This is a genomic window from Haemophilus sp. SZY H35 (assembly GCF_018829705.1).
Lineage (GTDB): Bacteria > Pseudomonadota > Gammaproteobacteria > Enterobacterales > Pasteurellaceae > Haemophilus > Haemophilus haemolyticus_K.
Window position 1 is genome coordinate 112,796 of sequence record NZ_JAHKJZ010000003.1, and the last position, 24,887, is coordinate 137,682.

Here is a 24,887-nt window from a genome sequence, read left to right on the forward strand (position 1 = left end):
TAACAGACTAAAATGAGACATGACAATGTCTGCGCACTTTATCACGTAAACGTAATAGATTGAACGGGAAAAGAAAATTATTTGGATAATTTAAAAATAAAGTGGTGGGCGATACCGGTCTCGAACCAGTGACCCCCTCCTTGTAAGGGAGGTGCTCTCCCAACTGAGCTAATCGCCCGATAATATTAAGGTAAAACCCTAAATTTTCGGTTTATTTAAACACTTTTAAGTGGTGGGCGATACCGGTCTCGAACCAGTGACCCCCTCCTTGTAAGGGAGGTGCTCTCCCAACTGAGCTAATCGCCCACTAGAAAGCGTTTAAATACAACGGGAAAGTTTGAGCGGAAAGGACACTTTAGAAAAGTGGTGGGCGATACCGGTCTCGAACCAGTGACCCCCTCCTTGTAAGGGAGGTGCTCTCCCAACTGAGCTAATCGCCCGCTAGGTCAAACTTAGTAACATTAAGAACACTTTTTAGAGAAGTGGTGGGCGATACCGGTCTCGAACCAGTGACCCCCTCCTTGTAAGGGAGGTGCTCTCCCAACTGAGCTAATCGCCCTTAATGTTGTGGGTTGGCATTATAGGGAGAATGCATTTTCAGTCAATACCTTTTTACTAAATTTTGTTTAATTGTCGTAAAAATAAGCATAAAATCCGCTTTTTTATTTAGAAGTCAAACAAGTCGTAGTAGAATAACGACTAATATTTTATTGAAGATAGGTTATAAAAATGAAACTAGATGCTCCTTTTAATTTAGATCCAAATGTAAAAGTGCGTACACGTTTTGCTCCTAGTCCTACAGGTTATTTACATGTAGGTGGCGCACGTACTGCACTTTATTCTTGGTTATACGCAAAACATAATAACGGCGAATTTGTATTACGAATTGAAGACACGGATTTAGAGCGTTCAACACCAGAAGCAACTGCTGCAATTATTGAAGGAATGGAATGGTTAAATCTTCCTTGGGAACATGGTCCTTATTACCAAACTAAACGCTTTGATCGTTACAACCAAGTGATCGATGAAATGATTGAACAAGGCTTAGCATATCGTTGTTATTGTACTAAAGATCGCTTAGAAGAACTTCGTCATACTCAAGAACAAAATAAAGAAAAACCACGTTATGACCGTCACTGCTTACACGATCACAACCATTCACCTGATGAACCCCACGTTGTACGTTTTAAAAATCCAACTGAAGGCTCAGTCGTATTTGATGATGCCGTGCGTGGCCGTATTGAAATCAGTAACAGTGAGCTTGATGATCTTATTATTCGTCGTACAGACGGTTCACCAACTTATAACTTCTGCGTAGTTGTGGATGACTGGGACATGGGTATCACTCATGTAGTACGTGGTGAAGATCATATCAACAACACGCCACGTCAAATCAATATTTTAAAAGCGATTGGTGCTCCAATTCCAACCTATGCGCACGTTTCCATGATTAATGGAGATGATGGTCAAAAATTATCTAAACGACATGGTGCAGTGAGCGTAATGCAATATCGTGATGATGGCTACTTACCAGAAGCTTTAATCAACTATCTTGTGCGTTTAGGTTGGGGACATGGCGACCAAGAAATTTTCAGTCGCGAAGAAATGATCAACTATTTCGAATTAGATCACGTCAGCAAATCAGCTAGCGCATTTAATACTGAAAAATTACAGTGGTTAAATCAACATTATATCCGTGAATTACCGCCAGAATACGTGGCTAAACACCTTGAATGGCATTACAAGGATCAAGGTATTGATACAAGCAATGGTCCAGCATTAACGGAAATAGTCACCATGCTTGCGGAACGTTGCAAAACCTTAAAAGAAATGGCTAGTTCAAGTCGCTACTTCTTTGAAGAATTTGAAACCTTTGATGAAGCAGCAGCAAAAAAACATTTCAAAGGCAACGCTGCCGAAGCACTAGCAAAAGTAAAAGAAAAATTAACCACACTTTCTAGCTGGGATTTACATTCTACTCACGAAGCGATTGAGCAAACGGCTGCTGAACTAGAAGTGGGCATGGGTAAAGTTGGCATGCCATTACGTGTCGCTGTGACAGGTTCTGGTCAATCTCCATCAATGGATGTTACCCTAGTCGGTATCGGTAGGGATCGCGTACTTGCGCGTATTCAGCGTGCTATTGATTTTATTCATGCACAAAACGCTTAATATTTAATCGGATAACAAACGCATAATAAAATCGTATTGACAGCCACATAGTCAAATTTTATCATGTTGCTGTCTTTTATGGGGATATAGCTCAGTTGGGAGAGCGCTTGAATGGCATTCAAGAGGTCGTCGGTTCGATCCCGATTATCTCCACCAAATTAATAAAGCAAGGTAAATCACCTTGCTTTTTTTATCTCAGAATTTTTACATTCCAAACTTTAAAGGGTAAAAATAGCGCCATTATTAAATGGCGCTATTTATAAAACAATTAACCGTTAAAACTCTCACCTAAACACGGTCTAATTTTATTCAACATTTCTTTTAATACTCTCGCTGGTGCTGCAATAATATTACCGCTACGTAAGTAGCCGTTACCAGCATCAAAATCACAGACTAAACCACCCGCTTCACGCACGATTAAATCGCCAGCAGCACAATCCCATGCTTTTAAGCCCATTTCAAAATAACCATCAATACGGTTTGACGCCACATAGCATAAATCCAATGCTGCAGAACCAGTACGACGGAAATCCGCGGCATCTTCAATTAAAGCATTCATCATTGCAAATTGAGTTGGCATTAATTTTGGTTGTTTGAATGGGAAACCGGTCGCTAAAATTGAACCTTGAATTTCACGTTTACTATCTACACGCAAACGTACTTCGTTTAATTTTGCGCCTTCACCACGCACAGCGGTAAATAATTCATTACGGATTGGATCATAAACAACCCCGACTTCAGTGCGATTTTTTACACGAATTGCGATAGACACGGCAAAATGAGGAAGGCCCGTCATAAAATTACGGGTACCATCTAGTGGATCAATCACCCATTGTACTTCACTATCTTTGCCTTCAAGCGCACCCGTTTCTTCGCTGATGATGGTGTGGTCAGGATAAGATTTACGAATAATTTCAATGATTTCTGCTTCTGCCGCTTTATCAACATTGGTCACATAATCATTAATACCTTTTTGCGTGCTTTCGATAGCATCACGGCGTTCATAATTTTTAGCAATCACATTGCCCGCTTTTCGTGCCGCACGAATTGCGATATTTAACATTGGATTCATATTTCCACCAGATTTTAAAGAACAGAAAAATTCCGCGCCATTATAGCGAGATTTGCCAAAATAACCAGTTGAAAATTATAAAACAATGGTTTTTATAGGTTTTCAAGAAAAGTTTGCGATACAGATCGCAAAAATAGCATGAAGTGATTTTTCTACTCATTATTTATCATTAAAGTGCGGTAGAAAATTGGAGCGTTTTATGCAGAAAGGTGTGACATTAGTAGAATTATTGATTGGGTTAGCAATTATCAGCATTGCGCTGAATTTTGTCGTGCCATTATGGCAAACAGACTCACCTAAAACGATTTTAGCCAAAGAGCAACATCGCCTGTATTTATTTCTACGCCAAATTCAGACTCGAGCAGAAAATTCATCGGAAGTGTGGTTCCTGCTGATAAATCGTAACCTTGCGACACAGCAATGGTGCTTAACGGCACAAGTAAAAAATGATCAAACTTGCGATTGTTTAAACCCAACAAACTGCCCGAAAGAGGCCTATGCACATTTTTACTATCCTTATTTTCCTCAAAAAACGATGATTCAAAGCCATTATATTTATCCCAAAGAAATCACGAGGTTTTATGGTGCTCGTAATACGAGTGTTACTCGTTGCTTTATTCTGCAAGCGGAAAATGAACGTACATTATTTTCATTTTTCAATGTTGGCAGTATTCGTTTGAAAACCAATCAAGCGGCTAGTGCATGCAATCAATCATGAAAACATTATTAAAAGGACAAACCCTATTAGCACTGATGATTTCGCTAGCGTTATCGTCTTTATTATTGCTAAGCATTTCACATTTTTATGTGCAAATACAAACGCAAAATCAACACATGTTATTGCATTTAAAACTACAAGCAGAACTACAACGAACATTACAGCTAATCGGTAAAGATCTTCGGCGATTGGGATTTAGAGCATTAAATACAAAAGGAACAGAAAGCAATTTATCTTTATTTGAATTAGATGAACAAGGCACTGCCATTTTCATTAGCCAAGAAGATAACGCCCCACTTAATAGCTGCGTGTTGTTCTTTTATGATTTAAATAAAAATGGTTGTATTGGCAAAGATTCGCCTAAAACCTGTATGAAAAATGGGAAAAATATATCTAAAAACAGTACAGAAGAATTATTCGGTTATAAAGTAAGTAATAAAATGATAAAAACCAAACTGACTTATCAAAGTGTTATTCCTACTAATTGCACAGCAGAAACTTGTAAACGAGCTTTTCAACAATCGGCTTGCAACGCTGGAGGCGGTTGGACAGATTTATTAGATAACAATGAATACGAAGTCACTACCCTACAATTTAATTGGTTAATCGAAGGCAAAGGATTAGAAATCAAACTAAAAGGAAATTTAAAACAAACCCCAAATATCAGTTACGAAACATCCCTTGTCGTTGCGCTCTGGAATCAAAAATAATGGCTACACACAAAGGCATTATCACGCTGACTATTCTGATTTTTATTTCAGGTTTATTAACCGTAATCTTATTATTGGATGACAGCCATTTAAGTTTTTTTCGTGCACAACAAAATCAACGAAAATACTATGTAGAAAGAACATTACAACTGCAAAAAATAACAGAGGAGAAAAAACAAACCGCCTGCCTTGATTTACCGTTAAATAATAATGAAAGTGTAAAGCAAACCAGCATCACGCTTGATGGCGCCACCGATGCAATTCAATATTTTCTTTGGTGTGAAAGAATGAGTCTATTTAAAAAATCGCCCACAAGAGGCGATAATCAAGGTGCATTGAAAGATTTTATTCACATAGAAAAACTAACGGATTTTCGACCGCGCTTTTCTTCCCCACCCAAAATTTTAAATGCTAACAAAATACCTAAACTTTATTGGTTTTCAAATTCACAAGCGGAAGTTGAAATTAATGGCATCGTGTCTGCCGTATTAATTGCGGAGGGAGATTTAAAACTAACGGGCAAAGGAAGGATTAGTGGCGCGGTGATCACCAACGGGAATTTAACTTTAGATGGGGTAACTTTAGCCTATGGCAAACCGGTTGTAACAACCTTAGTGCAACAATATAGCCAATGGCAGTTGGCTGAAAAAGGTTGGAGTGATTTTAATGTTCCAGATGAATAAAGGCATGTCGCTCACTACCCTATTATTTTCCTTGGCTTTATTTAGCGTTTTATTTATTGCTTTCAATCAATGGACGGCAAGCCAAAGAAAAAGTGCGGTGAAAACTTATCAAGATTTTCAGGCGATACAGATTGCGGAGAATCAAGCTCAACGCCAATTTTTAGGGTTAGCTTGTGAACAATTGATACCACAAAATGGCTTAACTTTTCGCGTTCAATGTCAAAACGAACGAGTCATTGTGCGTTATCCTATGGGTGAAATTTCGATAAAAACTAAGTAAAATGGGGCTTGTCTTTTTCTAAATCAAATCCTCAAAAGGTCGCCATTGTGTTCATTGTTTACTACTCTAATCAACTCGAAAAACAAAAAGAAATTCTTTCTTCCTTATTCAAATCGTTACCTCCAGAAGATCCTTTTCAGCAAGATATTATCTTGGTGCAAAGCCCGGGTATGGCGCAATGGCTGCAAATTGAATTAGCGAAAGAAACAGGCATTTCAGCGAACCTCAAATTTCCTATGCCAGCAAGTTTTATTTGGCAACTTTATGCTCAAAACTTACCCGCAACGGCACTGGAAAATCCTTTTGATAAAGATTCAATGACATGGCGATTAATGCGATTAATCCCGACTTTTCTCAAGAAAGAAAGTTTTTCACCTTTACGCAATTATTTAGCATCATCGCCTCATTCTGAACAATACAAACTTTATCAACTCAGCAGCAAAATTGCCGATTTATTTGACCAATATTTAGTTTATCGACCAGAATGGATTTTTGCTTGGGAAAAAGGCGAAGATGAACAAATCACTGTTCAAATACAAAAACAGCAACCTAACCTAAACGATACTTTGTTTGAGCAAATTCAAAGCAATACAAAATGGCAAGGTGAGTTATGGCGTGCATTGGTCGTCGATGTTAAATCAGATGTTGGGGATGCCACACATCGAGCGGCTTTGCATAATCAGTTCTTAGCCTTGCTTGCCGATAAGAAAGCACCGAAAAAATTACCTTCACGCATATTTATTTTTGGTATTCCAGCACTTCCAACTGCTTATCTCAATATTTTGCAAGCGATGTCATCAGAAGTGGATATTCATTTATTTTTTAATAATCCATGCCAAGAGTATTGGGGAGATATTAGCGATTTACGCCTTGATTATTTGCGTTCTCGCAAGCGTTATCAATTCAATAAACAAGATAAAAATCAACCGCTGTTTTCCGAGGATCAACTTTCTCAACTAGAAAACGCTCAGTTTGATGTCACTTATCAAAAAGAAAACCTTCAAGTAGGCAATCCGTTACTGGCTGCTTGGGGAAAAATGGGGCGAGATTTTCTTTACACCTTGGTGCGAGATGAAGAACATATTCCAACTTATCCCGTCAATGCTTATCAAGAAATTAAATCGAACAGTTTGCTTGGGCAATTGCAGTCTCAAATTCTGCATTTAGAAAATAAACCGCTAAATATCGCAAAAAATGACCGTACTTTAACCCTACATTCTTGCCACAGTGCTATGCGTGAAGTGGAAATATTGCACGATTATTTATTAGATTTATTTAATCAAGATCCTAACCTTACGCCAAAAGATGTGGTTGTTATGGTGGCAGATATAAACCAATATACACCTTATATTCAGGCAGTTTTCGGGCAAAAAAATGGGGATGCGCCACAAATTCCATTTTCACTTTCGGATAATAAACTTTCAGAAAGTGATGTGTTGGTATCAAGTTACTTAACTTTATTGCGCTTAAAAGAAAGCAATTTTAGTGCAGAGGACGTCTTAGCGTTGCTGGATATTCCTGCGATGCGAGAACGATTTAATATTTCTCTTGCTGATTTGCCATTAGTGCGAGAATGGGTGGCGGATTCAGGGATTCGTTTCGGTTTGCAAAAAAATCAAGATGGTATCAATTTCAATTCTTGGCAGGCTGGATTAGAACGAATGATGTTAGGTTATGCGATGCGTGAAGAACACGGTATTTGGCAAGATAGCCTAGGGTTAAACAGCAGCTATGGCTTAAAGGGTGAACTTGCTGGAAATTTATCTCACTTTTTCACCGCACTTTCAGCGTTGCATGAAACGCTGCAACAAGCACATTCCATCGAAAAATGGCAAGAAATTTTAACCGCGCTTTTATCAGATTTCTTCGTGCAAAATGAAGACACAAGCGACACGATTTTCTATATTCAAGAGAAAATTAATGAATTAGCTGAGCATCTAAAAACGCTCCATTTTACTGAAGAATTGCAAGCAGACGTGATTGCCGATGTCATCACAATGAAATTGGAAGATGCGCCAAATAGCCTCAAATTCCTTGCAGGAAAAGTAAACTTCTGCACCTTATTACCAATGCGTTCAGTGCCATTCAAGGTAGTTTGTTTACTTGGAATGAATGATGCGGATTACCCTAGAACACAAACACCAAACAGTTTTGATTTAATGCAATATCACCATCAAAAAGGCGACCGTGTTCGCCGTGATGATGATCGCTATTTGTTCTTAGAAGCCTTATTGGCAGCACGTGATTATTGCTATATCAGCTATGTTGGCCGTTCCATTACAGATAATCAACCGAAAGAACCTTCTGTATTGGTAAGTCAACTCGTGGATTATATTAATCAAGGTCAAAGCGAAAATACCCTTACGGTGATTGAGCATCCCATGACGGCATTTAGCCCAGATAATTTCAAATATAACGAGAAATTTACCCGCTCTTTTGCGACAAAATGGTTGCCAATAGCACAATTTGACGCAACAGCTAGCAATTCAGAATTTGCCGTCACTATGACAGAAAACCCAGAAAAAATAGAAGAAATTGAACTGGATCGTTTAGTCAGCTTTGTGGAAAATCCAGTGAAATTTTTCTTTGAAAAACAACTCGGTGTCTATTTCCGTGATGAAGATGATCGTATTGCCGACAGTGAAAATTTCACCTTAAGTGGATTCGATAATTACGCGCTCAATAATGACTTAATCTACCTTGATGAACAAAATTTTTCTGATTATTTTAGACAAGCAGAAGTAAAAGGCGTGTTACCTCGAGCCGAATTTGGAAAAGTTTATGCTGAAAATATTCGAGACAATGTTTTGGAATTTAAAAAGAAAATAGCGGATCTTGGTGAAGCCAAACATGCTTCCGTCGATTTCAATTTATCCGTAAATTGGCACAATGAAAATCAAGAAATTCGTCTATTTGGTTATATGGAGCCTTTATTTGGCGATGATTCACAGGTGATTCAATGGCATTTTGCGAAATACAAAGATCGCTATTGTATCCGTCCTTGGATTTATTATTTGATTCAATGTGTTACACAAGAAAATGCGGTACCACCAAAATTAATTACGCAAGATCAAGTTATCGAATTACCGCCTATTGAGCGCAAAACCGCTCTCGCTCAATTAGAAACTTACGTAAAAGATTATTTACAAAGTCAAATAGAAATCCAATTGGTGCCAACGGTAAGAAATGTGAATGATTTTATTGTGGACGATGAAAGTGCGGTAGATTTTGACAATATTTCTACAAAACTTCAGGAACTGGGCGAAGACAGCAATTACGGCGCTCAAGCAGATCCATATTGGTCACGCGTATTGGCGCAAACCTCAAGATTTGAACAAACTGGAAATATCGAAAAATTATTAAAACAAACAAAAGATTGGTTTGGCTTATTATTCGTACAAAAGAAGACAAGAAAGGCATAAAGCTAATCGTCAAAGAACCGATTTTTTGCTAAGATAACGGCCCTTTTTACGGAGAATTGTCTATGCGCTGTCCATTTTGTTTTACAGAAGAAACCAAGGTAATTGATAGCCGTTTGGTATCGGATGGCTATCAAGTTCGTCGCCGTCGTGAGTGCGGTCATTGTCATGAGCGTTTTACTACCTTTGAAACAGCCGAATTAATCGTACCAAAAATTATTAAAACTGACGGCACTCGAGAACCGTTTAATGAAGATAAATTACGCAGTGGTATTCAGCATGCGTTAGAAAAACGCCCTGTAAGTGCAGATGATGTTGAACAAGCAATTAACCATATAATTTTTCAATTACGTGCGACGGGTGAACGTGAAGTGCCAAGTAAACTGGTTGGAAAACTCGCGATGAATGAATTAAAAAAACTCGATAAAGTGGCTTATATTCGTTTTGCATCAGTCTATTTGAGTTTTGATAACATTAATCAATTCACCAAAGAAATTGAGAACTTAAAGGATTAACCATGAGCGAATTTTCCGCGCAAGATCGCAAATTTATGCAACGCGCCTTGGATTTAGCCGCCAAAGGACAATATACCACCACTCCGAATCCATCGGTAGGATGCGTATTGGTAAAAAATGGTGAAATTGTGGGGGAAGGCTTTCATTTTAAGGCTGGACAACCTCATGCTGAACGCGTTGCCTTAGCTCAAGCTGGTGAAAATGCCAAAGGAGCAACCGCTTACGTCACCTTAGAGCCCTGCTCTCATTATGGTCGCACACCGCCTTGCGCATTAGGATTAATCGAGGCTGGCGTAGTGAAAGTCATTGCTGCGATGCAAGACCCAAATCCCCAAGTAGCGGGGAAAGGATTGAAAATGTTGTCTGATGCAGGCGTCGAAAGTGCGGTGAATTTATTAAACGATCAAGCTGAAAAAATAAATAAAGGCTTTTTAAAACGAATGCGTCAAGGTATGCCTTTTGTTCAGCTCAAACTTGCAATGAGTTTAGATGGACGAACAGCAATGGCAAGTGGAGAAAGTAAATGGATTACGGGCCCTGATTCTCGTTCGGACGTACAAAAAATGCGAGCAAAATCATCCGCACTTTTATCCACTTCTGCGACAGTCGTTGCAGATGATCCTAGCCTTAATGTACGCTGGAATGAATTCCCTGAAAATCTTAAAACAGAATATAAAAAAGAAGATCTTCGTCAGCCTGTGCGTGTCATTTTAGATTCACAACATCGCATTCAGCCGACTCATAAACTTTTTTTAACGCATTCTCCCGTTTGGTTAGTTTCTAGTGAAACACGAGATTTAACAGGTTTTCCTGATTTCTGCGAACAAATTATGCTTCCAAAAGAAAATTTACTAAAAGAATTAATGCGAGAACTGGGAAAACGCCAAATAAATATGCTTTGGGTAGAAGCTGGAGCAAATCTAGCGGGTAGTTTAATTGATGCGAAATTAGTGGATGAATTGATTATTTACATTGCGCCCAAATTACTTGGCGACAATGCTCGTGGTCTATGCCAATTACCGAATTTAACTAAACTTGCCGATGCACCATTATGGCAACTCAATGAATTAGAACAAATCGGTGACGATATAAAATTAACTTACACACCGAAAGGAATCTAAATGCTTAAAAAACTTTTCCATTCCGCACTTTGGGGCTTGGCGGCTGCTGGCGTGATTTTGTTTGCAGTTCCAAGACTGAATAACAGCAATATCTTCACTTCAGACGATATTGTATCGTTCAAAAATGCGGTGCGTATTGCCTCTCCAGCAGTAGTGAATGTTTATAACCGCTCTTTTTCTTCCGCCAGCATTAATGATAATGATCAGCTACAAGTGAATAACTTAGGTTCTGGCGTAATTATGAGTAAAGATGGCTATATTCTGACGAATAAACACGTTATCCAAAATGCGGATCAAATTGTAGTAGCGTTACAAAACGGAAATATTTTTGAGGCCAGTCTTGTTGGTTCAGATAATCTCACCGATCTCGCTGTTCTCAAAATTCGTGCAAATAATCTTTCAACCATTCCACAAAATTCAGCTCGTCAAGCTCACGTTGGTGATGTGGTATTAGCAATCGGTAATCCCTATAACTTAGGGCAAAGCGTGTCTCAAGGTATTATTAGCGCAGTGGGACGTAATGCCGTAGGTGATTCTGTTGGCAGACAAAACTTCATCCAAACCGATGCTTCAATTAACCGCGGCAACTCAGGTGGTGCATTAATTAATTCTGCAGGGGAATTGGTTGGAATCAGCACCCTTAGTATTGGGAAAACCGCTAATGAAATAGCAGAAGGACTAAATTTTGCCATTCCAATGGATATTGCAAATGATGTTTTACAGAAAATCATTCGAGATGGGCGTGTTATCCGAGGTTATTTTGGTGTGCAAAGCGACATCAGTTCAAGTAGTGAAGAAGGCATAGTCATCACTGGAGTAAGCCCGAATAGCCCAGCAGCAAAAGCAGGAATTCAATTAGGTGATGTCATTTTGAAATTAAATAATCAAGAAGGCATTTCAGCCCGAGAAATGATGCAAATTATCGCAAATACAAAACCTAATTCAAAAGTTCTCGTCACCATTCTACGATTAGGCAAAATCTTACAACTTCCTGTTGTCATTGAAGAATTTCCAGTAAATTAATAAAAAAGTAGCGTTCTTAATCATGGAACTGACTTTCTATTTTTAACTCTTTCTCTTTTTAATAGGAAGAAGAACGAGAAGATCTAATTAAACTATAAAAAATAATACAAACGAAGAAATAAAATAACGATCCCGAATTATGCGCAAGAAATGACTGGCTCATAAAATAGAATAAATGAGATAATAGATGCATAACACCTAAAATTGCGACACATTTTATTTCTAAATTTTGTTGTTGACAATTTTTCATAAAATAAATAAAAGGCACAAATAATATAACTATCAATCCTATAAAACCTAATAGTCCCCGTTTAACCCAAGATTCTAAAAATTGATTATGCAAGCTATTAAACTGCAAGGTCGTTTTCGCCATACTACCTGATTCTATCTGTTTATTTCTGAATAGTTCGTAACCTCTGCTCCCATGACCAAAGATAGGCGATTCTTTAATGGCTACAAATGCATTCTCCCACATGTCAAACCTAGCCCCCAACGATGTACTTTTATCATTTTTTTCTAGATATAACTTAATATCAGACTCAGCCGCATAATAACGCTTCGTCATATTAAATTTAGGGTTCATTACAAGAAGAATAAAAGATCCACCCATAATAGCAAAAAAAGCTATTATCAGTTTCTTACTAAGAAATTGACGATATAGTAATAAAAGAATAATCAGTATAATTGGAAATCCTACCCAGCCACCACGCGCACCGGATAATGCGCTTGTACTCATCGCAAGAATAACTCCAGCCAATCCTATTAATACAGATTTATAATATTGTTTTATGAAAAAATGTATTGTGATCACTAAACTAAATGTCGCTAATGAAATAGCTATATCCCCAACCTGAATATGCATAATTTCAGGAAAAGGCTTATCATATCCCAAATAAAATTTCTGAAATAATGCCACGCACCCTGTTATAATTGCCCCTGTCGGAATAGCATACAAGATCGTATCAATCTTTAATGGGAAATGTCGAAATAAAATGAATAAAGGAATGAATAATAAAACTCGACTTGGGTTGTCAATTTCTCTAAAACTATCCTGATTAATAAAAACAGAAAGTAAAAAACTAATAAAATAATATAATAAGGAAAATATGAAAATTTTATCTATTTTAGATAATTCATCATGTATCTTTGATTTTATAAAATAAATAATAACATAAATAACACTAACAGCACCTAAAGTTATGGGAACATAGCTATATCCCTTCTTGAATATCAAAACCGTTGTAAAAAATAGCCCAACAAATACATTAATACAAAAAGTAATATATTTTTTATGAAAAAATGAAGTCATCGCAACGTCAACCTAATTACTAAGATAAGTCATTTTACCTAAATTTATCCATAAATACTCCTAAAATCAGACTATTACTTTATGAAATCAAGAATAAAACTGGTATAGTGTTCCCCCTCATTTTCTTTTATCTGGAGGACAAAGTGGAAATTATACTTTCATACCAACAAGCTAATGCTGTTTGGGGGGAAAAAACAATTCTCAGTTTTAACGATAAACAAGCGACTATTCATTTACAAAACAATGAAAAAACAGACCGTACTTTAATACAACGCGCTGCACGGAAGTTACGTAACATAGGCATTCAAGAAGTTGAGCTTTTAGGTGATAATTGGGCATTAGAATCTTGCTGGGCATTTTACCAAGGCTTTTATACTGCTAAACAAGATTATTCAATTGAATTTCCTCATCTTGATGACGAACCACAAGATGAACTATTAGCACGTATTGAATGCAGTGATTTTGTACGTGAAATCATTAATGAACCGGCACAAAACTTAACGCCTGTAAAATTGGCCGAGCATGCAGCCGAATTTATCTTAAATCAATCAGATATTTATAATAAAAAAAGTGCGGTAAGTTTCCAGATCGTTTCAGGAGAAGAACTTAAACAACAAGGATATCATGGTATCTGGACGGTTGGTAAGGGGTCAGCAAATCCACCAGCTATGTTACAACTTGATTTTAACCCAACAAATGATCCTAATGCGCCAATATTAGCCTGTTTAGTTGGGAAAGGGATTACTTTTGACAGTGGTGGTTACAGCCTAAAGCCAAGTGATGGAATGAGTACTATGCGTACCGACATGGGGGGAGCAGCATTATTAACTGGTGCTTTAGGATTAGCAATTACACGAGGGTTAAATCAACGTGTAAAACTTTACTTATGTTGTGCAGAAAACCTAGTGAGTAGTCATGCCTTTAAATTGGGAGATATTATCACTTATAGAAATGGCATTACCGCTGAAGTATTAAATACAGATGCTGAAGGCCGTCTTGTCCTAGCGGATGGGTTAATTGAAGCTGATAATCAGCACCCCAAATTTATTATTGACTGTGCAACATTAACTGGAGCGGCAAAAGTTGCATTAGGTAATGATTATCATGCAGCACTTTCAATGGATGAAAACTTAGTAGCAGAGCTATTCCAGTCTGCTCAAGATGAAAATGAACCCTTCTGGCGTTTACCGTTTGAAGATTTCCATCGTTCACAAATCAGCTCATCATTTGCAGACATTGCTAATATTGGTAGTGTCCCGGTTGGGGCAGGTGCAAGCACAGCAACAGCGTTTCTCTCTTATTTTATAAAAAATTATCAGAAGAACTGGTTACACATTGATTGTGCAGCAACTTATCGTAAATCAGGTAGCGATTTATGGGGTGTGGGAGCTACAGGTATTGGTATACAAACACTTGCAAATTTATTATTGTTAAAATCAGAAGAATAAGGATCTATTTATGACGGAAAGAACACTTTCTATTATTAAACCTGATGCAGTTAATCGCCATCTTATGGGTGCTATTTTGGCACGTTTCGAACAGGCTGGTTTTAAGATTATTGCCACAAAGATGATACATTTAACGCGTGAGCAAGCTGAAGGTTTCTATGCTGAACATCAAGGGAAAGTATTTTTTGAACCACTTATTAATTATATGATATCAGCACCAATTTTAGTTTCTGTATTAGAAAAAGAAAATGCAATTAAAGATTACCGCACTTTAATTGGCAATACGAATCCAGAAACAGCAGAAGAAGGTACAATTCGTAAAGAGTTTGCACTAAGTCAACGCGAAAATTCAGTTCACGGTTCTGATAGCCTAGAAAGTGCTAAACGTGAAATAGCCTATTTCTTTGTTGATTCAGAAATCTATACCTATTGACATATTTATATTATCTCTAACAACAAAGCACCTAGATACATATCTAGGTGCTTTATTAAAAAAAGCCCACTTTATGTGGGCAAAATAAGGATTAAAATTATAAAACTAAACTACTTTCTATAAAGTCTGTTATCTAATGATAAAGCGCCCGCACCAGAAAAAACAAAGTACAAAAATATAACAGAATAAAGTAACGCGAGCTCACCGCCATTTGCAATTGGGAATAATAAATTCCCTTTTCCAGCCACATGCATAAAGAAATACGCAAAAGCCATTTGACCAGATAAAACAAACGCAGCTGGGCGCGTAAATAATCCTAAAATTAATAAGATTGAGCCGACAATTTCAATCACGCCACCTACAATCATCATTGAGTCGCCGACTGGACCATTTCCACCCGTCATAGAAATTGGAAACTCCCAAAATTTTGCTGTGCCATGTAAGATAAACATGTAAGCAGCAGTGATACGTAATAGAGCTAATACATAAGGGCGATATTTTTCAAGATTGTTCATTTGCTTTCCTTTTGTTTAAAGATAAATTAGAACGGCGCCATATTAATATTTAACGGATAGTTAAACAATAATTAAAATTGAAAAATACTTTTTACCAAAAGTTAAAAATAACTAAAGTAGCTTTTCAATCCAATTAGAAAAAGAATCAGCATCCATAAAGCCCGTTACTCTACTTCCTTGAATCTCATTATTTTGCTTATCAAAAAATAAAATTGTGGGTAATCCCATCACATTAAAGCGTTCCATTAATGCTTTATTTTCCGGACTATTCTTTGTCATATTGACTTGTAACAATAAGATATTTTGAAATTGCTGTTGCACTTTTGGATCTGAAAAAGTCAACTTTTCAAATTCTTTACAAGCAACACACCAATCCGCGTATAAATCCAACATCGCGATTGAATAGGGATTTTCCGCTAAAGTGCGGTCAAGTTCTTCAATATTTTTAATTTGCTTAAATTTAACCTGAGAAACAGGCTTATTTTCTACCGCACTTTGTGTTGTGTTCTGAGCTTGCCAAATCCAATTTTGCAGAGGTTGTACGGAAACCATAGCCAACGCAAAACTAATAATTTTAATGGCATAGCCAAAACCGCTCTTAGGCATCTGCAACGCAAACCAAATAAAGAATGCTGTCGCTAATCCAGCCCATAAGCGTGGCTCCCATACTTCAGGCAAAATACGAGAAAGCAAAAACACAGGTAATGCTAACATAACAAAGCCGAATGTTTGTTTCACTGTGTTCATCCACTCACCTGATTTTGGCAAAATTTTATTACCAAATAATGTGATTAACATTAGCGGCACGCCCATACCAAGAGCGAGCAAATAAAGGGTTGCCGCACCTGTGAATAAATCACCACTTTGCGCCACATAAAGTAAAGCACCTGAAAGCGGGGCTGAAGTACAAGGTGAAGCAACAAGGCCGGCTATCATCCCCATAGCGAAGGCGCCACCAAAAGCCCCTGACGTTTGTTTCTGACTCCATGTATTAAGTTTATTTTGTAAACTATTCGGCAATTGAAGGGTAAACATCCCAAACATAGAAAGGGCAAGTACAACAAACAAAATAGAAAGCCCTACCATGACATAAGGATGTTGTAAGGCAATTTGGAACGGTAAGCCAATTGCTGCAACAGCAAGACCTAATAAAGTATAAGTCAACGCCATCCCTTGTACATAAAGGAATGTTAAAATAAATGCTCGCGACATACTTCTTTGTTGTTGACCAATAACAATTGCTGAAAGTAAAGGCAACATAGGCAACACACAAGGTGTAAAAGCAAGCCCTACGCCTAATAAAAAGAAGCCCCAAATTGCCCATTTGCTATGAAATAAGCTATCAGCCAAACGATCTTGCTCTGATAAAAGCACTGGTTCTTCCGTATTATTTTCTATAGCTTTAACATTAGAAATAACAAGATCACCAAGCCGTAAAACTTTACTTTCTGGTGGATAACAAAAACCTTCTGTACAACCTTGATAAGATATTTCCACTTTATCATCAGCATGGGAAAAATCACCGATAAAAGTGCCATCTATGGGTTGGGTAAAGACACTCACTTCACCAAAATAAGGATCCTGATGTCGTTCTGATTGTTGTAGAAAACGAGCTACCAACAATTTTGATTTATCAACAAATCTACCACTGATTTTATCTTGATAAAGATAATATCCTTTCACGATATCCCAATGAATCTGGAGTTGAGTTTTATCTGGAGATAATGTAGCAGAAAATGCAAATGCATCATCTACATTTAAAAATGATTGTTTTTTATCAAACAATCCTGCATTAGCTACAAATGTGGTAAAAATAAATATAAAAAAAAGGATAAATTTTTTCATAAAATAAACTAGAAAAGGAGAAACTTGCCTAAAATTTTAACATAAAGAAATTTGAAAGCATAAAACTATGATGTAGATCACAAAAACAAAACCTAATGAAAAAATCAGAGCATTTTTCTGTTGTTACAACAATGTTACATCGTTAGAATGATAACCACGATAGCATACGCCAAAATAAGTATAAGGATGGAAAATGGCTACCCCAAAAATTCTCATTGTTGAAGATGAAATCGTGACCCGTAATACGCTTAAAGGGATTTTTGAAGCTGAAGGGTATGATGTTCTTGAGGCTCAAGATGGCGCAGAAATGCATCATATTCTTGCACACTACACGATTAATCTTGTGGTAATGGATATTAACTTACCTGGAAAAAATGGTTTATTACTTGCCCGTGAATTGCGTGAAAATATTAATTTACCACTTATATTTTTAACGGGACGAGATAATGAAGTTGATAAAATTTTAGGATTAGAAATAGGTGCGGACGATTACTTAACCAAACCATTTAATCCCCGCGAACTTACTATTAGGGCTCGTAACTTACTACACCGTACTCTGCCTCACCAAGAAAAGGAAAATACATCGGGAAAAGAATTTTATCGCTTCAATGGTTGGGTATTAGATTTAAATAGCCATAATCTCATTACCCCAGAAAACCAAGAACTAAAATTGCCACGCAGTGAATTTCGCGCAATGCTTTATTTCTGTGAAAACCCAGGTAAGTTGCTAACTCGAGAAGAACTTCTGCGTAAAATGACAGGTAGAGCATTTAAACCACAAGATCGTACTGTAGATGTTACAATTCGCCGAATTCGGAAACATTTTGAGGAATATTCAAATACCGATGAAATCATCATGACAGTGCATGGAGAAGGATATCGATTTTGCGGTAATATAGAATAATGTCAAAGGCTATTATTCATTTCTTAAGATAAATGATAGCCTTTACCTAGCCGAATAACCCTCAAACCAACTTTCTAAAATCAAGCAAGCAGAAATACCATCGACCTTGTCCTTTTTAAGTGATCTGAAACCACCACGTTCAAATATCTCACTACGCGCTTCCATTGTTGTAAGACGTTCATCTTGTAACTCAACAGTAATACCAAAACGCCCATGCAACCGGTTAGCAAATTTTTTCGCTCGTAGTGTTAAGTCTTGAATGGTTCCATCCATATTAAGTGGCAAACCAACAACAAGTACATCAGGCTTCCATTCCTTTAGGCAGTTTTCAATAGCGCTCCAATTAGGGATCCCATCCTGTGCTTTAAATGCCGGAAGTGCTTGAGCCGTTCCAGTTATACTTTGTCCAACCGCGCAACCAATACTTTTTGTACCAAAATCAAAGGCAAGTACAGTAATCCCCATTAACTATGCCCCACTTGAGCCATCACAAAATTATGAGGATGAATACCAAGAGATTGATTAGCCACTATATAGCGTTCTTCATAAGGTGTATCAAACAAAATTTGTTCACTAGCTGGTGCAACTAACCAGGTATTATCAATAATTTCTTTTTCTAACTGTCCTGCAGACCAACTTGCACATCCTAGCGCAACTAAATATTTTTCTGGAGCGAATGTAGACCCAAGGGTTTCTACAACATCAGCAGATGTTGTCATAGAAAGTGTATCAGTAACCTTATAAGTATGTTGAAAATGATTAAGTGTATTTTTATGTAAAATAAAACCACGTTCTGAATGTATCGGACCGCCAGCAACGACCATTTCATTACCAAAAGTGCGGTCATTTTTCATCATAAAATTAAGCTTTAAATAAAGTTCTGCAATACTTAAATCCGTGGGCTGATTGATTACTAATCCCATAGAACCTTGTTCGTTATGTTCACACATAAACACCACAGTTCGGTTAAAATAATCGTCTAGATGAGGCATTGCGATGAGAAACTTCCCTTGCAGTTCCATCATTCTCCTAAATCTCCAAAATAAATTTGTAATGCACTGATCGCTGCTAGTGAAGCAGTCTCGGTACGTAATACACGCTTTCCTAATAAAATTTCAGTAAAACCTTTCTGTTGTGTTTGCACTATTTCCTGTTCTGACAACCCGCCTTCTGAACCAATTAACAAACGTACCCCATCTTTTGGAATCATTGGTAACGTTTTTATACTATGTTGTGCTCTAGGGTGTAAATTTAACTTAAGCGCTCCATCATCTTCTGCACACCAATCCTGTAATTTCATTAAAGGACGAATTTCTGGCACCACATTACGACCACATTGTTCACAAGCCGCAATGATAATTTTTTGCCACTGTTGAATTTTTTTATCCATCCGTTCGCCATCTAACTTCACGCCACAACGTTCAGACCACAGTGGCGTAATCACATTTACTCCCAATTCCACAGATTTTTGAATGGTGAATTCCATCCGTTCACCTCGTGAAATAACTTGACCTAAATGGATCTTTAAATTGGATTCTTTATTAGAAAGTTCTCTCCCTAAGATATTAACTTTTACCGATTTCTTATTGGATTCTGTGATTATTGCCGGATAAATATGGTTTGAACCATCAAAAAGTTCAAGTTGCTCACCTTCTACCATTCTCAATACACGACCTACATGATTGGTAGCATCTTCAGAAAGTTGACATTGCGTTTGATATTCTAGTGATTCAGGGTGATAGATTCTAGGTATGCGCATAGTATTCTAAAATGTTAATAGGAGACGGGAATAATATCTTTCACATGAAAAATAAATAAATTTACACGTGGGCTATTTTAAGCCCCTCATTCCCTATAGATTAATCAGATAGATTTTGAGGTAACCGCTCTAAAATAGCATGCCAGTAAGTGATAGAGCGAATATTATGTTTACGAATACAATCTACCACAGCATCAGCGTTACCTACCTGACAAATTTGCTGCATTTCTAAGTAGAATTGTTTAGTAAGTTCTCTGTGCTTTTCCTCTTTAAAGAAGAGTAAACCAATTCGTTGATAAACGCCCTTTAAACTATTGAATACTAATCGATAAAAAGGCTTATTAGCTACCACAGTAAATTGACGAAACAAAGTATAGTCAAATTCCGTGTAATCTTTAGCAGTATTCTCCAATTGCTCTAGTGATGCAAAAAGTGCGGCAGATTGCGCAGGAGAATTTTTAACAGCCTCATAAATATAAAATTCAGACATTTTACTACGTAAAGATAGCATATTATCAATAATCATTGGTGCTGAACGCATATCCAAACTAATCAATGTCTCGATAATATTTGGTCCGGCCGTATCCCAAATATTATTCACTTTCGTCGGTTTACCATGCTGAATTGTTAACCAGCCATCTCTCGCCAAACGTTGCAACACTTCACGTAATGTTGTACGAGTTACCCCTATTTTATCAGCAAGATCTCGTTCTGAAGGCAAATTACTCCCTGCGGGAAAAATATCCTGCCAAATACTTTTTACAATATACTCTTCAGCCAAAGCCGCAGGACTTTGCGCTTTTAAAATGTCATTATCGTTTTGCATTACACTTAAAAATCAGATAAAAATAAAAAAAGATGCAATTTTATGAAAAAATAGCTAGTTTTTATTATCCTTTAAAGACGGATATATTACAATGTCAGCATGATAAAAAATAATGGAGTCCCCTATGACAAACATTCAAGCTTTTATGAAAAACTTTCTTGGTTCAAGTCCGGATTGGTATAAACTTGCCATTGTTGCTTTTCTCATTATTAATCCGATTATTTTCTTTTTCATCAGCCCTTTCCTAGCGGGCTGGCTATTAGTCGCTGAATTTATTTTCACGTTAGGCATGGCATTGAAATGCTACCCCCTTCAACCCGGTGGTTTATTAGCTATTGAAGCTATTATTATAGGGATGACTAATGTAGAACACGTAAAAACGGAAATTATGGCAAACTTTGAAGTGGTATTGCTATTAATGTTCATGGTAGCAGGAATTTTCTTCATGAAACAACTGCTTCTTTACGTATTCACGAAATTACTTGTCAAAATTCGTTCAAAAATCGCGCTTTCTTTAGCTTTCTGTTTTAGCGCTGCCTTCCTATCAGCCTTCCTTGATGCATTAACGGTTGTTGCCGTAATTATCAGCGTAGCAATGGGATTCTATGGCGTTTACCACAAAGTCGCATCAGGCAATAATTTAATTGATGCCGTTGATATTGCTGATGATGGAAAAATCGCGACACAACACCACGAAACCTTAGAAAAATTCCGTTCGTTCTTACGTAGTTTGATGATGCATGCTGGTGTCGGAACCGCACTTGGTGGCGTAATGACAATGGTGGGTGAACCACAAAACTTAATCATTGCTGAACAAGCCAAATGGAACTTCATCGAATTTTTCTTCCGCATGGCTCCAGTTACTGTTCCAGTATTTATCTGCGGATTGCTAACTTGCTTCTTAGTCGAAAAATTCAAATTATTCGGTTATGGTGAAAAATTACCTGAAGATGTATGGAAAATTTTGTCAGATTTAGACCGCACTAATTCAGAGAAAATGTCTAAACAAGACAAAATTAAATTAGGCGTCCAAGCGTTAATCGCAATTTGGTTAATTCTTGGATTGGCGTTCCATCTCGCGGCGGTAGGTTTAATTGGTTTAAGTATCATCATTTTTGCCACAGCATTCACTGGTGTGACTGATGAACACACTATCGGTAAAGCATTCCAAGAATCCTTGCCCTTTACAGCCCTACTTGTTGTCTTCTTTTCTGTGGTTGCTGTAATTATTGATCAAAAACTATTCGCACCTATTATTCATTTTGTACTTGCTTCTGAAGAAAATACTCAGCTTGCTCTCTTCTATATCTTTAATGGATTGCTATCTTCTATCTCTGATAACGTATTTGTCGCAACGGTTTATATTAACGAAGCAAAATCTGCATTAGCGAATGGCGTAATTTTACCTCATCAATTTGAATTGCTTTCTGTGGCAATCAATACTGGAACAAACTTACCATCAGTCGCAACACCAAATGGACAAGCTGCATTCTTGTTCTTATTGACTTCATCCCTTGCCCCATTAATTCGCCTTTCTTACGGAAGAATGGTTTATATGGCTTTGCCTTATACTGTTGTTATGTCGCTTGTAGGTTTATTTGCTATCGAATTTATTTTACCTGCAACTACAGATTGGTTGGCAAGCTTAGGTTTAATTTTGCCGATTTAAGGAGACAGAATGCTCACATTATTAAAACAATTTTCTGAAAAACGCTCCGCATGGTTTTTGCTAGCTTTATCAAGTTTAGCCTTGGAATCTACCGCACTCTATTTCCAATATGGAATGAGGTTACAGCCTTGTGTGCTTTGCGTATATGAACGTTTAGCGATAATTGGATTATTTATTGCGGGCATTATTGGTCTTTTCGCACCAAAGTCATTTATTGTGAGATTAATCGCATTGATACTCGGATTATTTAGTAGTATTAAAGGCCTTTTGGTATCACTGCGCCATTTGGATCTACAAATGAATCCAGCCCCCTGGAAACAATGTGAGTTTATCCCTAACTTTCCAGAAACCTTACCATTTCATCAATGGTTCCCTGCTATTTTTAATCCTACAGGCTCTTGTAATGAAAGCCAATGGTCATTCTTAAATTTAACCATGGTTCAGTGGCTCGTATTTATTTTTGTTGTATACATTACAATACTCACAATATTATTTATTTCTCAAATACAAAAAAGTCGTAAACAAAGACGGCTATTTAACTAAAAACAATGCCATTTGAAAAAATCAAATGGCATTTTTCTTTATTACATATTCTCATTTTATGATCAGTAAAATCTTTCTATATTTACGCAAACGTTTGCGCTATAATTCACTCCGCTTATTTTTAACTGTTTAATGAAGGAAAATGTAATGACAGATCGTCCAATTCGTCAGGCTTTACTGAGTGTTTCTGATAAAACCGGTATCGTAGAATTTGCTCAAGGCTTAGTACAGCGTGGTGTAAAACTACTTTCCACAGGCGGTACCGCAAAATTGTTGGAGCAGCATGGTTTGCCAGTGACTGAAGTGTCTGATTATACGGGATTCCCAGAAATGATGGACGGTCGTGTGAAAACCTTACACCCAAAAGTGCATGGTGGGATTTTAGGTCGTCGTGGTACAGATGATGCCATCATGCAGCAACACGGCATTGAAGGCATTGATATGGTAGTGGTGAATTTATATCCTTTTGCCGCAACCGTAGCTAAGCCAAATTGCACGTTAGAAGATGCAGTAGAAAATATTGATATCGGTGGCCCAACCATGGTGCGCTCTGCTGCGAAAAACCATAAAGATGTAGCGATCGTGGTGAATAATCATGATTTCAACGCTATTCTTGCGGAAATGGATAAACACCAAAATAGCCTAACGATTGAAACCCGTTTTGATCTTGCCATCAAAGCATTTGAACACACCGCGCAATACGATTCCATGATCGCCAACTATTTCGGTCAGTTGGTGAAACCTTATCATGTTGCTTCTGAAGAAGATGCGGAGGCGAAGAGCGGTCAATTCCCACGGACTTTAAACCTTAACTTTGTGCGTAAACAAACCATGCGTTACGGTGAAAATGCCCATCAAAATGCTGCCTTCTATGTTGATTTGAATGTGAAAGAGGCGAGCGTGGCTACGGCTAACCAACTCCAAGGTAAAGCCTTGTCTTACAATAATATTGCAGACACCGATGCAGCGCTTGAATGCGTGAAAGAATTTGATGAGCCAGCTTGTGTGATTGTGAAACATGCTAATCCATGTGGTGTGGCTTTAGGTAAAGATATTTTAGACGCCTATAACCGCGCCTATCAAACAGACCCAACCTCAGCCTTTGGAGGCATCATTGCTTTTAACCGTGAATTAGACGAAAAAACAGCAAATGAAATTGTAGAACGTCAATTTGTGGAAGTGATTATCGCACCAAAAGTGTCTGCAGAAGCTGTTGAAGTGGTGAAACGTAAGAAAAATGTCCGTTTACTTGAATGTGGAGAATGGCAAGCACGTACCCAACGTTTAGATTTCAAACGTGTGAACGGTGGCTTGTTGGTGCAAGATGCGGATTTAGGCATAGTTGGCTTGGATGATTTAAAAGTGGTCAGCAAACGTCAACCAACTGAACAAGAATTAAAAGACTTATTGTTCTGCTGGAAAGTGGCGAAATTTGTGAAATCGAATGCCATTGTTTACGCCAAAGATAACCAAACTATTGGTATTGGCGCAGGCCAAATGAGCCGCGTGTATTCGGCCAAAATTGCAGGTATCAAAGCACAGGATGAAGGCTTGACCGTGGCAGGTTGTGTAATGGCATCTGATGCTTTCTTCCCATTCCGTGATGGCATTGATGCGGCGGCGAAAGTAGGCATTCAATGTGTGATTCATCCGGGCGGCTCAATGCGTGATCAGGAAGTGATTGATGCGGCAGATGAACATAATATGGTGATGGTATTAACTGGAATGCGTCATTTTAGACATTAATTTATGCAGCAACTTCGCTCAATGAGCGACTTACTTATCCTCCCTCTTTCGTAAAGAGGGGGCGAGAGGGAGATTTAAACGATGCTAAATGTACTATGAGGTTGAAATAACTTCTGCCAAATCTCCCTTACCCCTCTTTGCTAAAGAGGGGATTAAATTCAAAAAGATACAAGGAGC

Annotated in this window: 23 protein-coding genes and 5 tRNA genes; 16 read left to right on the plus strand and 12 right to left on the minus strand. The window is 37.6% G+C overall.

From position 1 onward, the window contains the following. Positions 1-102 precede the first annotated feature (102 nt). From KP710_RS06425 to KP710_RS06440, 4 genes are all read right to left on the minus strand, one after another. Positions 103-178, minus strand: a tRNA-Val gene (locus KP710_RS06425). A gap of 52 nt (positions 179-230) precedes the next feature. After that, positions 231-306: transfer RNA gene (locus KP710_RS06430), tRNA-Val, on the minus strand. Between the two features lie 58 nt (positions 307-364). Continuing rightward, positions 365-440, minus strand: a tRNA-Val gene (locus tag KP710_RS06435). Positions 441-483: 43 nt separating this feature from the next. After that, a tRNA-Val gene (locus KP710_RS06440) sits at positions 484-559 on the minus strand. Positions 560-729: 170 nt separating this feature from the next. On the opposite strand from KP710_RS06440, the gene gltX reads away from it, so the two are divergent. Together gltX and KP710_RS06450 are read left to right on the plus strand one after the other, a co-directional pair. Next, positions 730-2,172, plus strand: a complete 1,443-nt coding sequence (gene gltX, locus KP710_RS06445; protein ID WP_048953522.1) for a glutamate--tRNA ligase — start codon at positions 730-732, stop codon at positions 2,170-2,172. A gap of 80 nt (positions 2,173-2,252) precedes the next feature. Next, positions 2,253-2,328: transfer RNA gene (locus KP710_RS06450), tRNA-Ala, on the plus strand. A 112-nt stretch (positions 2,329-2,440) separates the two neighbouring features. On the opposite strand, the gene suhB is transcribed toward KP710_RS06450, so the two are convergent. Beyond that, positions 2,441-3,244: an inositol-1-monophosphatase gene (suhB, locus tag KP710_RS06455; protein ID WP_140450237.1), complete on the minus strand. Its 804-nt coding sequence runs from the start codon at positions 3,242-3,244 to the stop codon at positions 2,441-2,443. 199 nt (positions 3,245-3,443) lie between these two features. Between suhB and KP710_RS06460 the strand changes: the two genes are divergently transcribed. The 8 genes from KP710_RS06460 (at position 3,444) to degS (ending at position 11,713) form a co-directional block, all read left to right on the plus strand. Beyond that, positions 3,444-3,962, plus strand: a complete 519-nt coding sequence (locus tag KP710_RS06460; RefSeq protein ID WP_140450238.1) for a type II secretion system protein — start codon at positions 3,444-3,446, stop codon at positions 3,960-3,962. Next, positions 3,956-4,672 carry a PulJ/GspJ family protein gene (locus KP710_RS06465; RefSeq protein WP_140449943.1) on the plus strand — a complete coding sequence of 239 codons (717 nt, stop codon included), beginning with the start codon at positions 3,956-3,958 and terminating at the stop codon, positions 4,670-4,672. The genes KP710_RS06460 and KP710_RS06465 overlap by 7 nt, the downstream gene beginning before the upstream one ends. Continuing rightward, positions 4,672-5,355 (plus strand): DUF2572 family protein, encoded by a 684-nt coding sequence (locus KP710_RS06470; protein ID WP_140450239.1) that lies wholly within the window; start codon positions 4,672-4,674, stop codon positions 5,353-5,355. The genes KP710_RS06465 and KP710_RS06470 overlap by 1 nt, the downstream gene beginning before the upstream one ends. Next, positions 5,348-5,635 (plus strand): DUF5374 domain-containing protein, encoded by a 288-nt coding sequence (locus KP710_RS06475; protein WP_181153749.1) that lies wholly within the window; start codon positions 5,348-5,350, stop codon positions 5,633-5,635. Before KP710_RS06470 ends, KP710_RS06475 begins: the two co-directional genes overlap by 8 nt. Before the next feature lie 47 nt (positions 5,636-5,682). Continuing rightward, on the plus strand, positions 5,683-9,057 hold the full coding sequence (recC, locus tag KP710_RS06480; RefSeq protein ID WP_140450240.1) for an exodeoxyribonuclease V subunit gamma: 3,375 nt from the start codon (positions 5,683-5,685) through the stop codon (positions 9,055-9,057). A gap of 62 nt (positions 9,058-9,119) precedes the next feature. After that, positions 9,120-9,569 carry a transcriptional regulator NrdR gene (nrdR, locus tag KP710_RS06485; RefSeq protein WP_046949673.1) on the plus strand — a complete coding sequence of 150 codons (450 nt, stop codon included), beginning with the start codon at positions 9,120-9,122 and terminating at the stop codon, positions 9,567-9,569. 2 nt (positions 9,570-9,571) lie between these two features. Beyond that, complete coding sequence (gene ribD, locus KP710_RS06490) at positions 9,572-10,690, plus strand: bifunctional diaminohydroxyphosphoribosylaminopyrimidine deaminase/5-amino-6-(5-phosphoribosylamino)uracil reductase RibD (RefSeq protein WP_111407732.1); 1,119 nt, start codon at positions 9,572-9,574, stop codon at positions 10,688-10,690. After that, positions 10,691-11,713 (plus strand): outer membrane-stress sensor serine endopeptidase DegS, encoded by a 1,023-nt coding sequence (gene degS, locus KP710_RS06495; protein ID WP_065265561.1) that lies wholly within the window; start codon positions 10,691-10,693, stop codon positions 11,711-11,713. 58 nt (positions 11,714-11,771) lie between these two features. On the opposite strand, the gene KP710_RS06500 is transcribed toward degS, so the two are convergent. Then, a complete protein-coding gene (locus KP710_RS06500) occupies positions 11,772-13,022 on the minus strand; it encodes an O-antigen ligase family protein (RefSeq protein ID WP_111407733.1) in 1,251 nt (416 codons plus the stop codon). Between the two features lie 143 nt (positions 13,023-13,165). On the opposite strand from KP710_RS06500, the gene pepB reads away from it, so the two are divergent. Beyond that, positions 13,166-14,470, plus strand: a complete 1,305-nt coding sequence (gene pepB / locus KP710_RS06505) for an aminopeptidase PepB (RefSeq protein WP_065265559.1) — start codon at positions 13,166-13,168, stop codon at positions 14,468-14,470. Positions 14,471-14,480: 10 nt separating this feature from the next. Continuing rightward, on the plus strand, positions 14,481-14,903 hold the full coding sequence (gene ndk / locus KP710_RS06510; RefSeq protein ID WP_065265558.1) for a nucleoside-diphosphate kinase: 423 nt from the start codon (positions 14,481-14,483) through the stop codon (positions 14,901-14,903). A 110-nt stretch (positions 14,904-15,013) separates the two neighbouring features. Here ndk and KP710_RS06515 read toward each other — a convergent pair whose 3' ends face one another. Together KP710_RS06515 and KP710_RS06520 are read right to left on the minus strand one after the other, a co-directional pair. Beyond that, the gene (locus tag KP710_RS06515; RefSeq protein WP_065265557.1) at positions 15,014-15,418 is read right to left on the minus strand and encodes a DoxX family protein; all 405 of its coding nucleotides are present in this window, start codon (positions 15,416-15,418) and stop codon (positions 15,014-15,016) included. A 111-nt stretch (positions 15,419-15,529) separates the two neighbouring features. Continuing rightward, positions 15,530-17,263 carry a protein-disulfide reductase DsbD gene (locus KP710_RS06520; RefSeq protein WP_065265556.1) on the minus strand — a complete coding sequence of 578 codons (1,734 nt, stop codon included), beginning with the start codon at positions 17,261-17,263 and terminating at the stop codon, positions 15,530-15,532. Positions 17,264-17,456: 193 nt separating this feature from the next. On the opposite strand from KP710_RS06520, the gene arcA reads away from it, so the two are divergent. After that, positions 17,457-18,167, plus strand: a complete 711-nt coding sequence (gene arcA / locus KP710_RS06525) for a two-component system response regulator ArcA (protein WP_048953492.1) — start codon at positions 17,457-17,459, stop codon at positions 18,165-18,167. Between the two features lie 42 nt (positions 18,168-18,209). Here arcA and ruvX read toward each other — a convergent pair whose 3' ends face one another. The 4 genes from ruvX to fadR form a co-directional block, all read right to left on the minus strand. Then, positions 18,210-18,632 (minus strand): Holliday junction resolvase RuvX, encoded by a 423-nt coding sequence (gene ruvX / locus KP710_RS06530; RefSeq protein ID WP_048953491.1) that lies wholly within the window; start codon positions 18,630-18,632, stop codon positions 18,210-18,212. Continuing rightward, on the minus strand, positions 18,632-19,192 hold the full coding sequence (locus KP710_RS06535; RefSeq protein ID WP_048953489.1) for a YqgE/AlgH family protein: 561 nt from the start codon (positions 19,190-19,192) through the stop codon (positions 18,632-18,634). The genes ruvX and KP710_RS06535 overlap by 1 nt, the downstream gene beginning before the upstream one ends. After that, positions 19,189-19,926 (minus strand): 16S rRNA (uracil(1498)-N(3))-methyltransferase, encoded by a 738-nt coding sequence (gene rsmE / locus KP710_RS06540; RefSeq protein WP_048953487.1) that lies wholly within the window; start codon positions 19,924-19,926, stop codon positions 19,189-19,191. The genes KP710_RS06535 and rsmE overlap by 4 nt, the downstream gene beginning before the upstream one ends. A gap of 100 nt (positions 19,927-20,026) precedes the next feature. Further along, on the minus strand, positions 20,027-20,752 hold the full coding sequence (gene fadR / locus KP710_RS06545; RefSeq protein ID WP_048953484.1) for a fatty acid metabolism transcriptional regulator FadR: 726 nt from the start codon (positions 20,750-20,752) through the stop codon (positions 20,027-20,029). A 124-nt stretch (positions 20,753-20,876) separates the two neighbouring features. Between fadR and nhaB the strand changes: the two genes are divergently transcribed. From nhaB to purH, 3 genes are all read left to right on the plus strand, one after another. Then, positions 20,877-22,421: a Na(+)/H(+) antiporter NhaB gene (gene nhaB / locus KP710_RS06550; RefSeq protein WP_048953483.1), complete on the plus strand. Its 1,545-nt coding sequence runs from the start codon at positions 20,877-20,879 to the stop codon at positions 22,419-22,421. A 9-nt stretch (positions 22,422-22,430) separates the two neighbouring features. Beyond that, positions 22,431-22,964, plus strand: coding sequence for a disulfide bond formation protein DsbB (gene dsbB / locus KP710_RS06555; RefSeq protein WP_048953481.1), 534 nt, complete (start codon positions 22,431-22,433; stop codon positions 22,962-22,964). Between the two features lie 147 nt (positions 22,965-23,111). Then, positions 23,112-24,710 carry a bifunctional phosphoribosylaminoimidazolecarboxamide formyltransferase/IMP cyclohydrolase gene (gene purH, locus KP710_RS06560; RefSeq protein ID WP_048953479.1) on the plus strand — a complete coding sequence of 533 codons (1,599 nt, stop codon included), beginning with the start codon at positions 23,112-23,114 and terminating at the stop codon, positions 24,708-24,710. Positions 24,711-24,887: the final 177 nt, after the last annotated feature.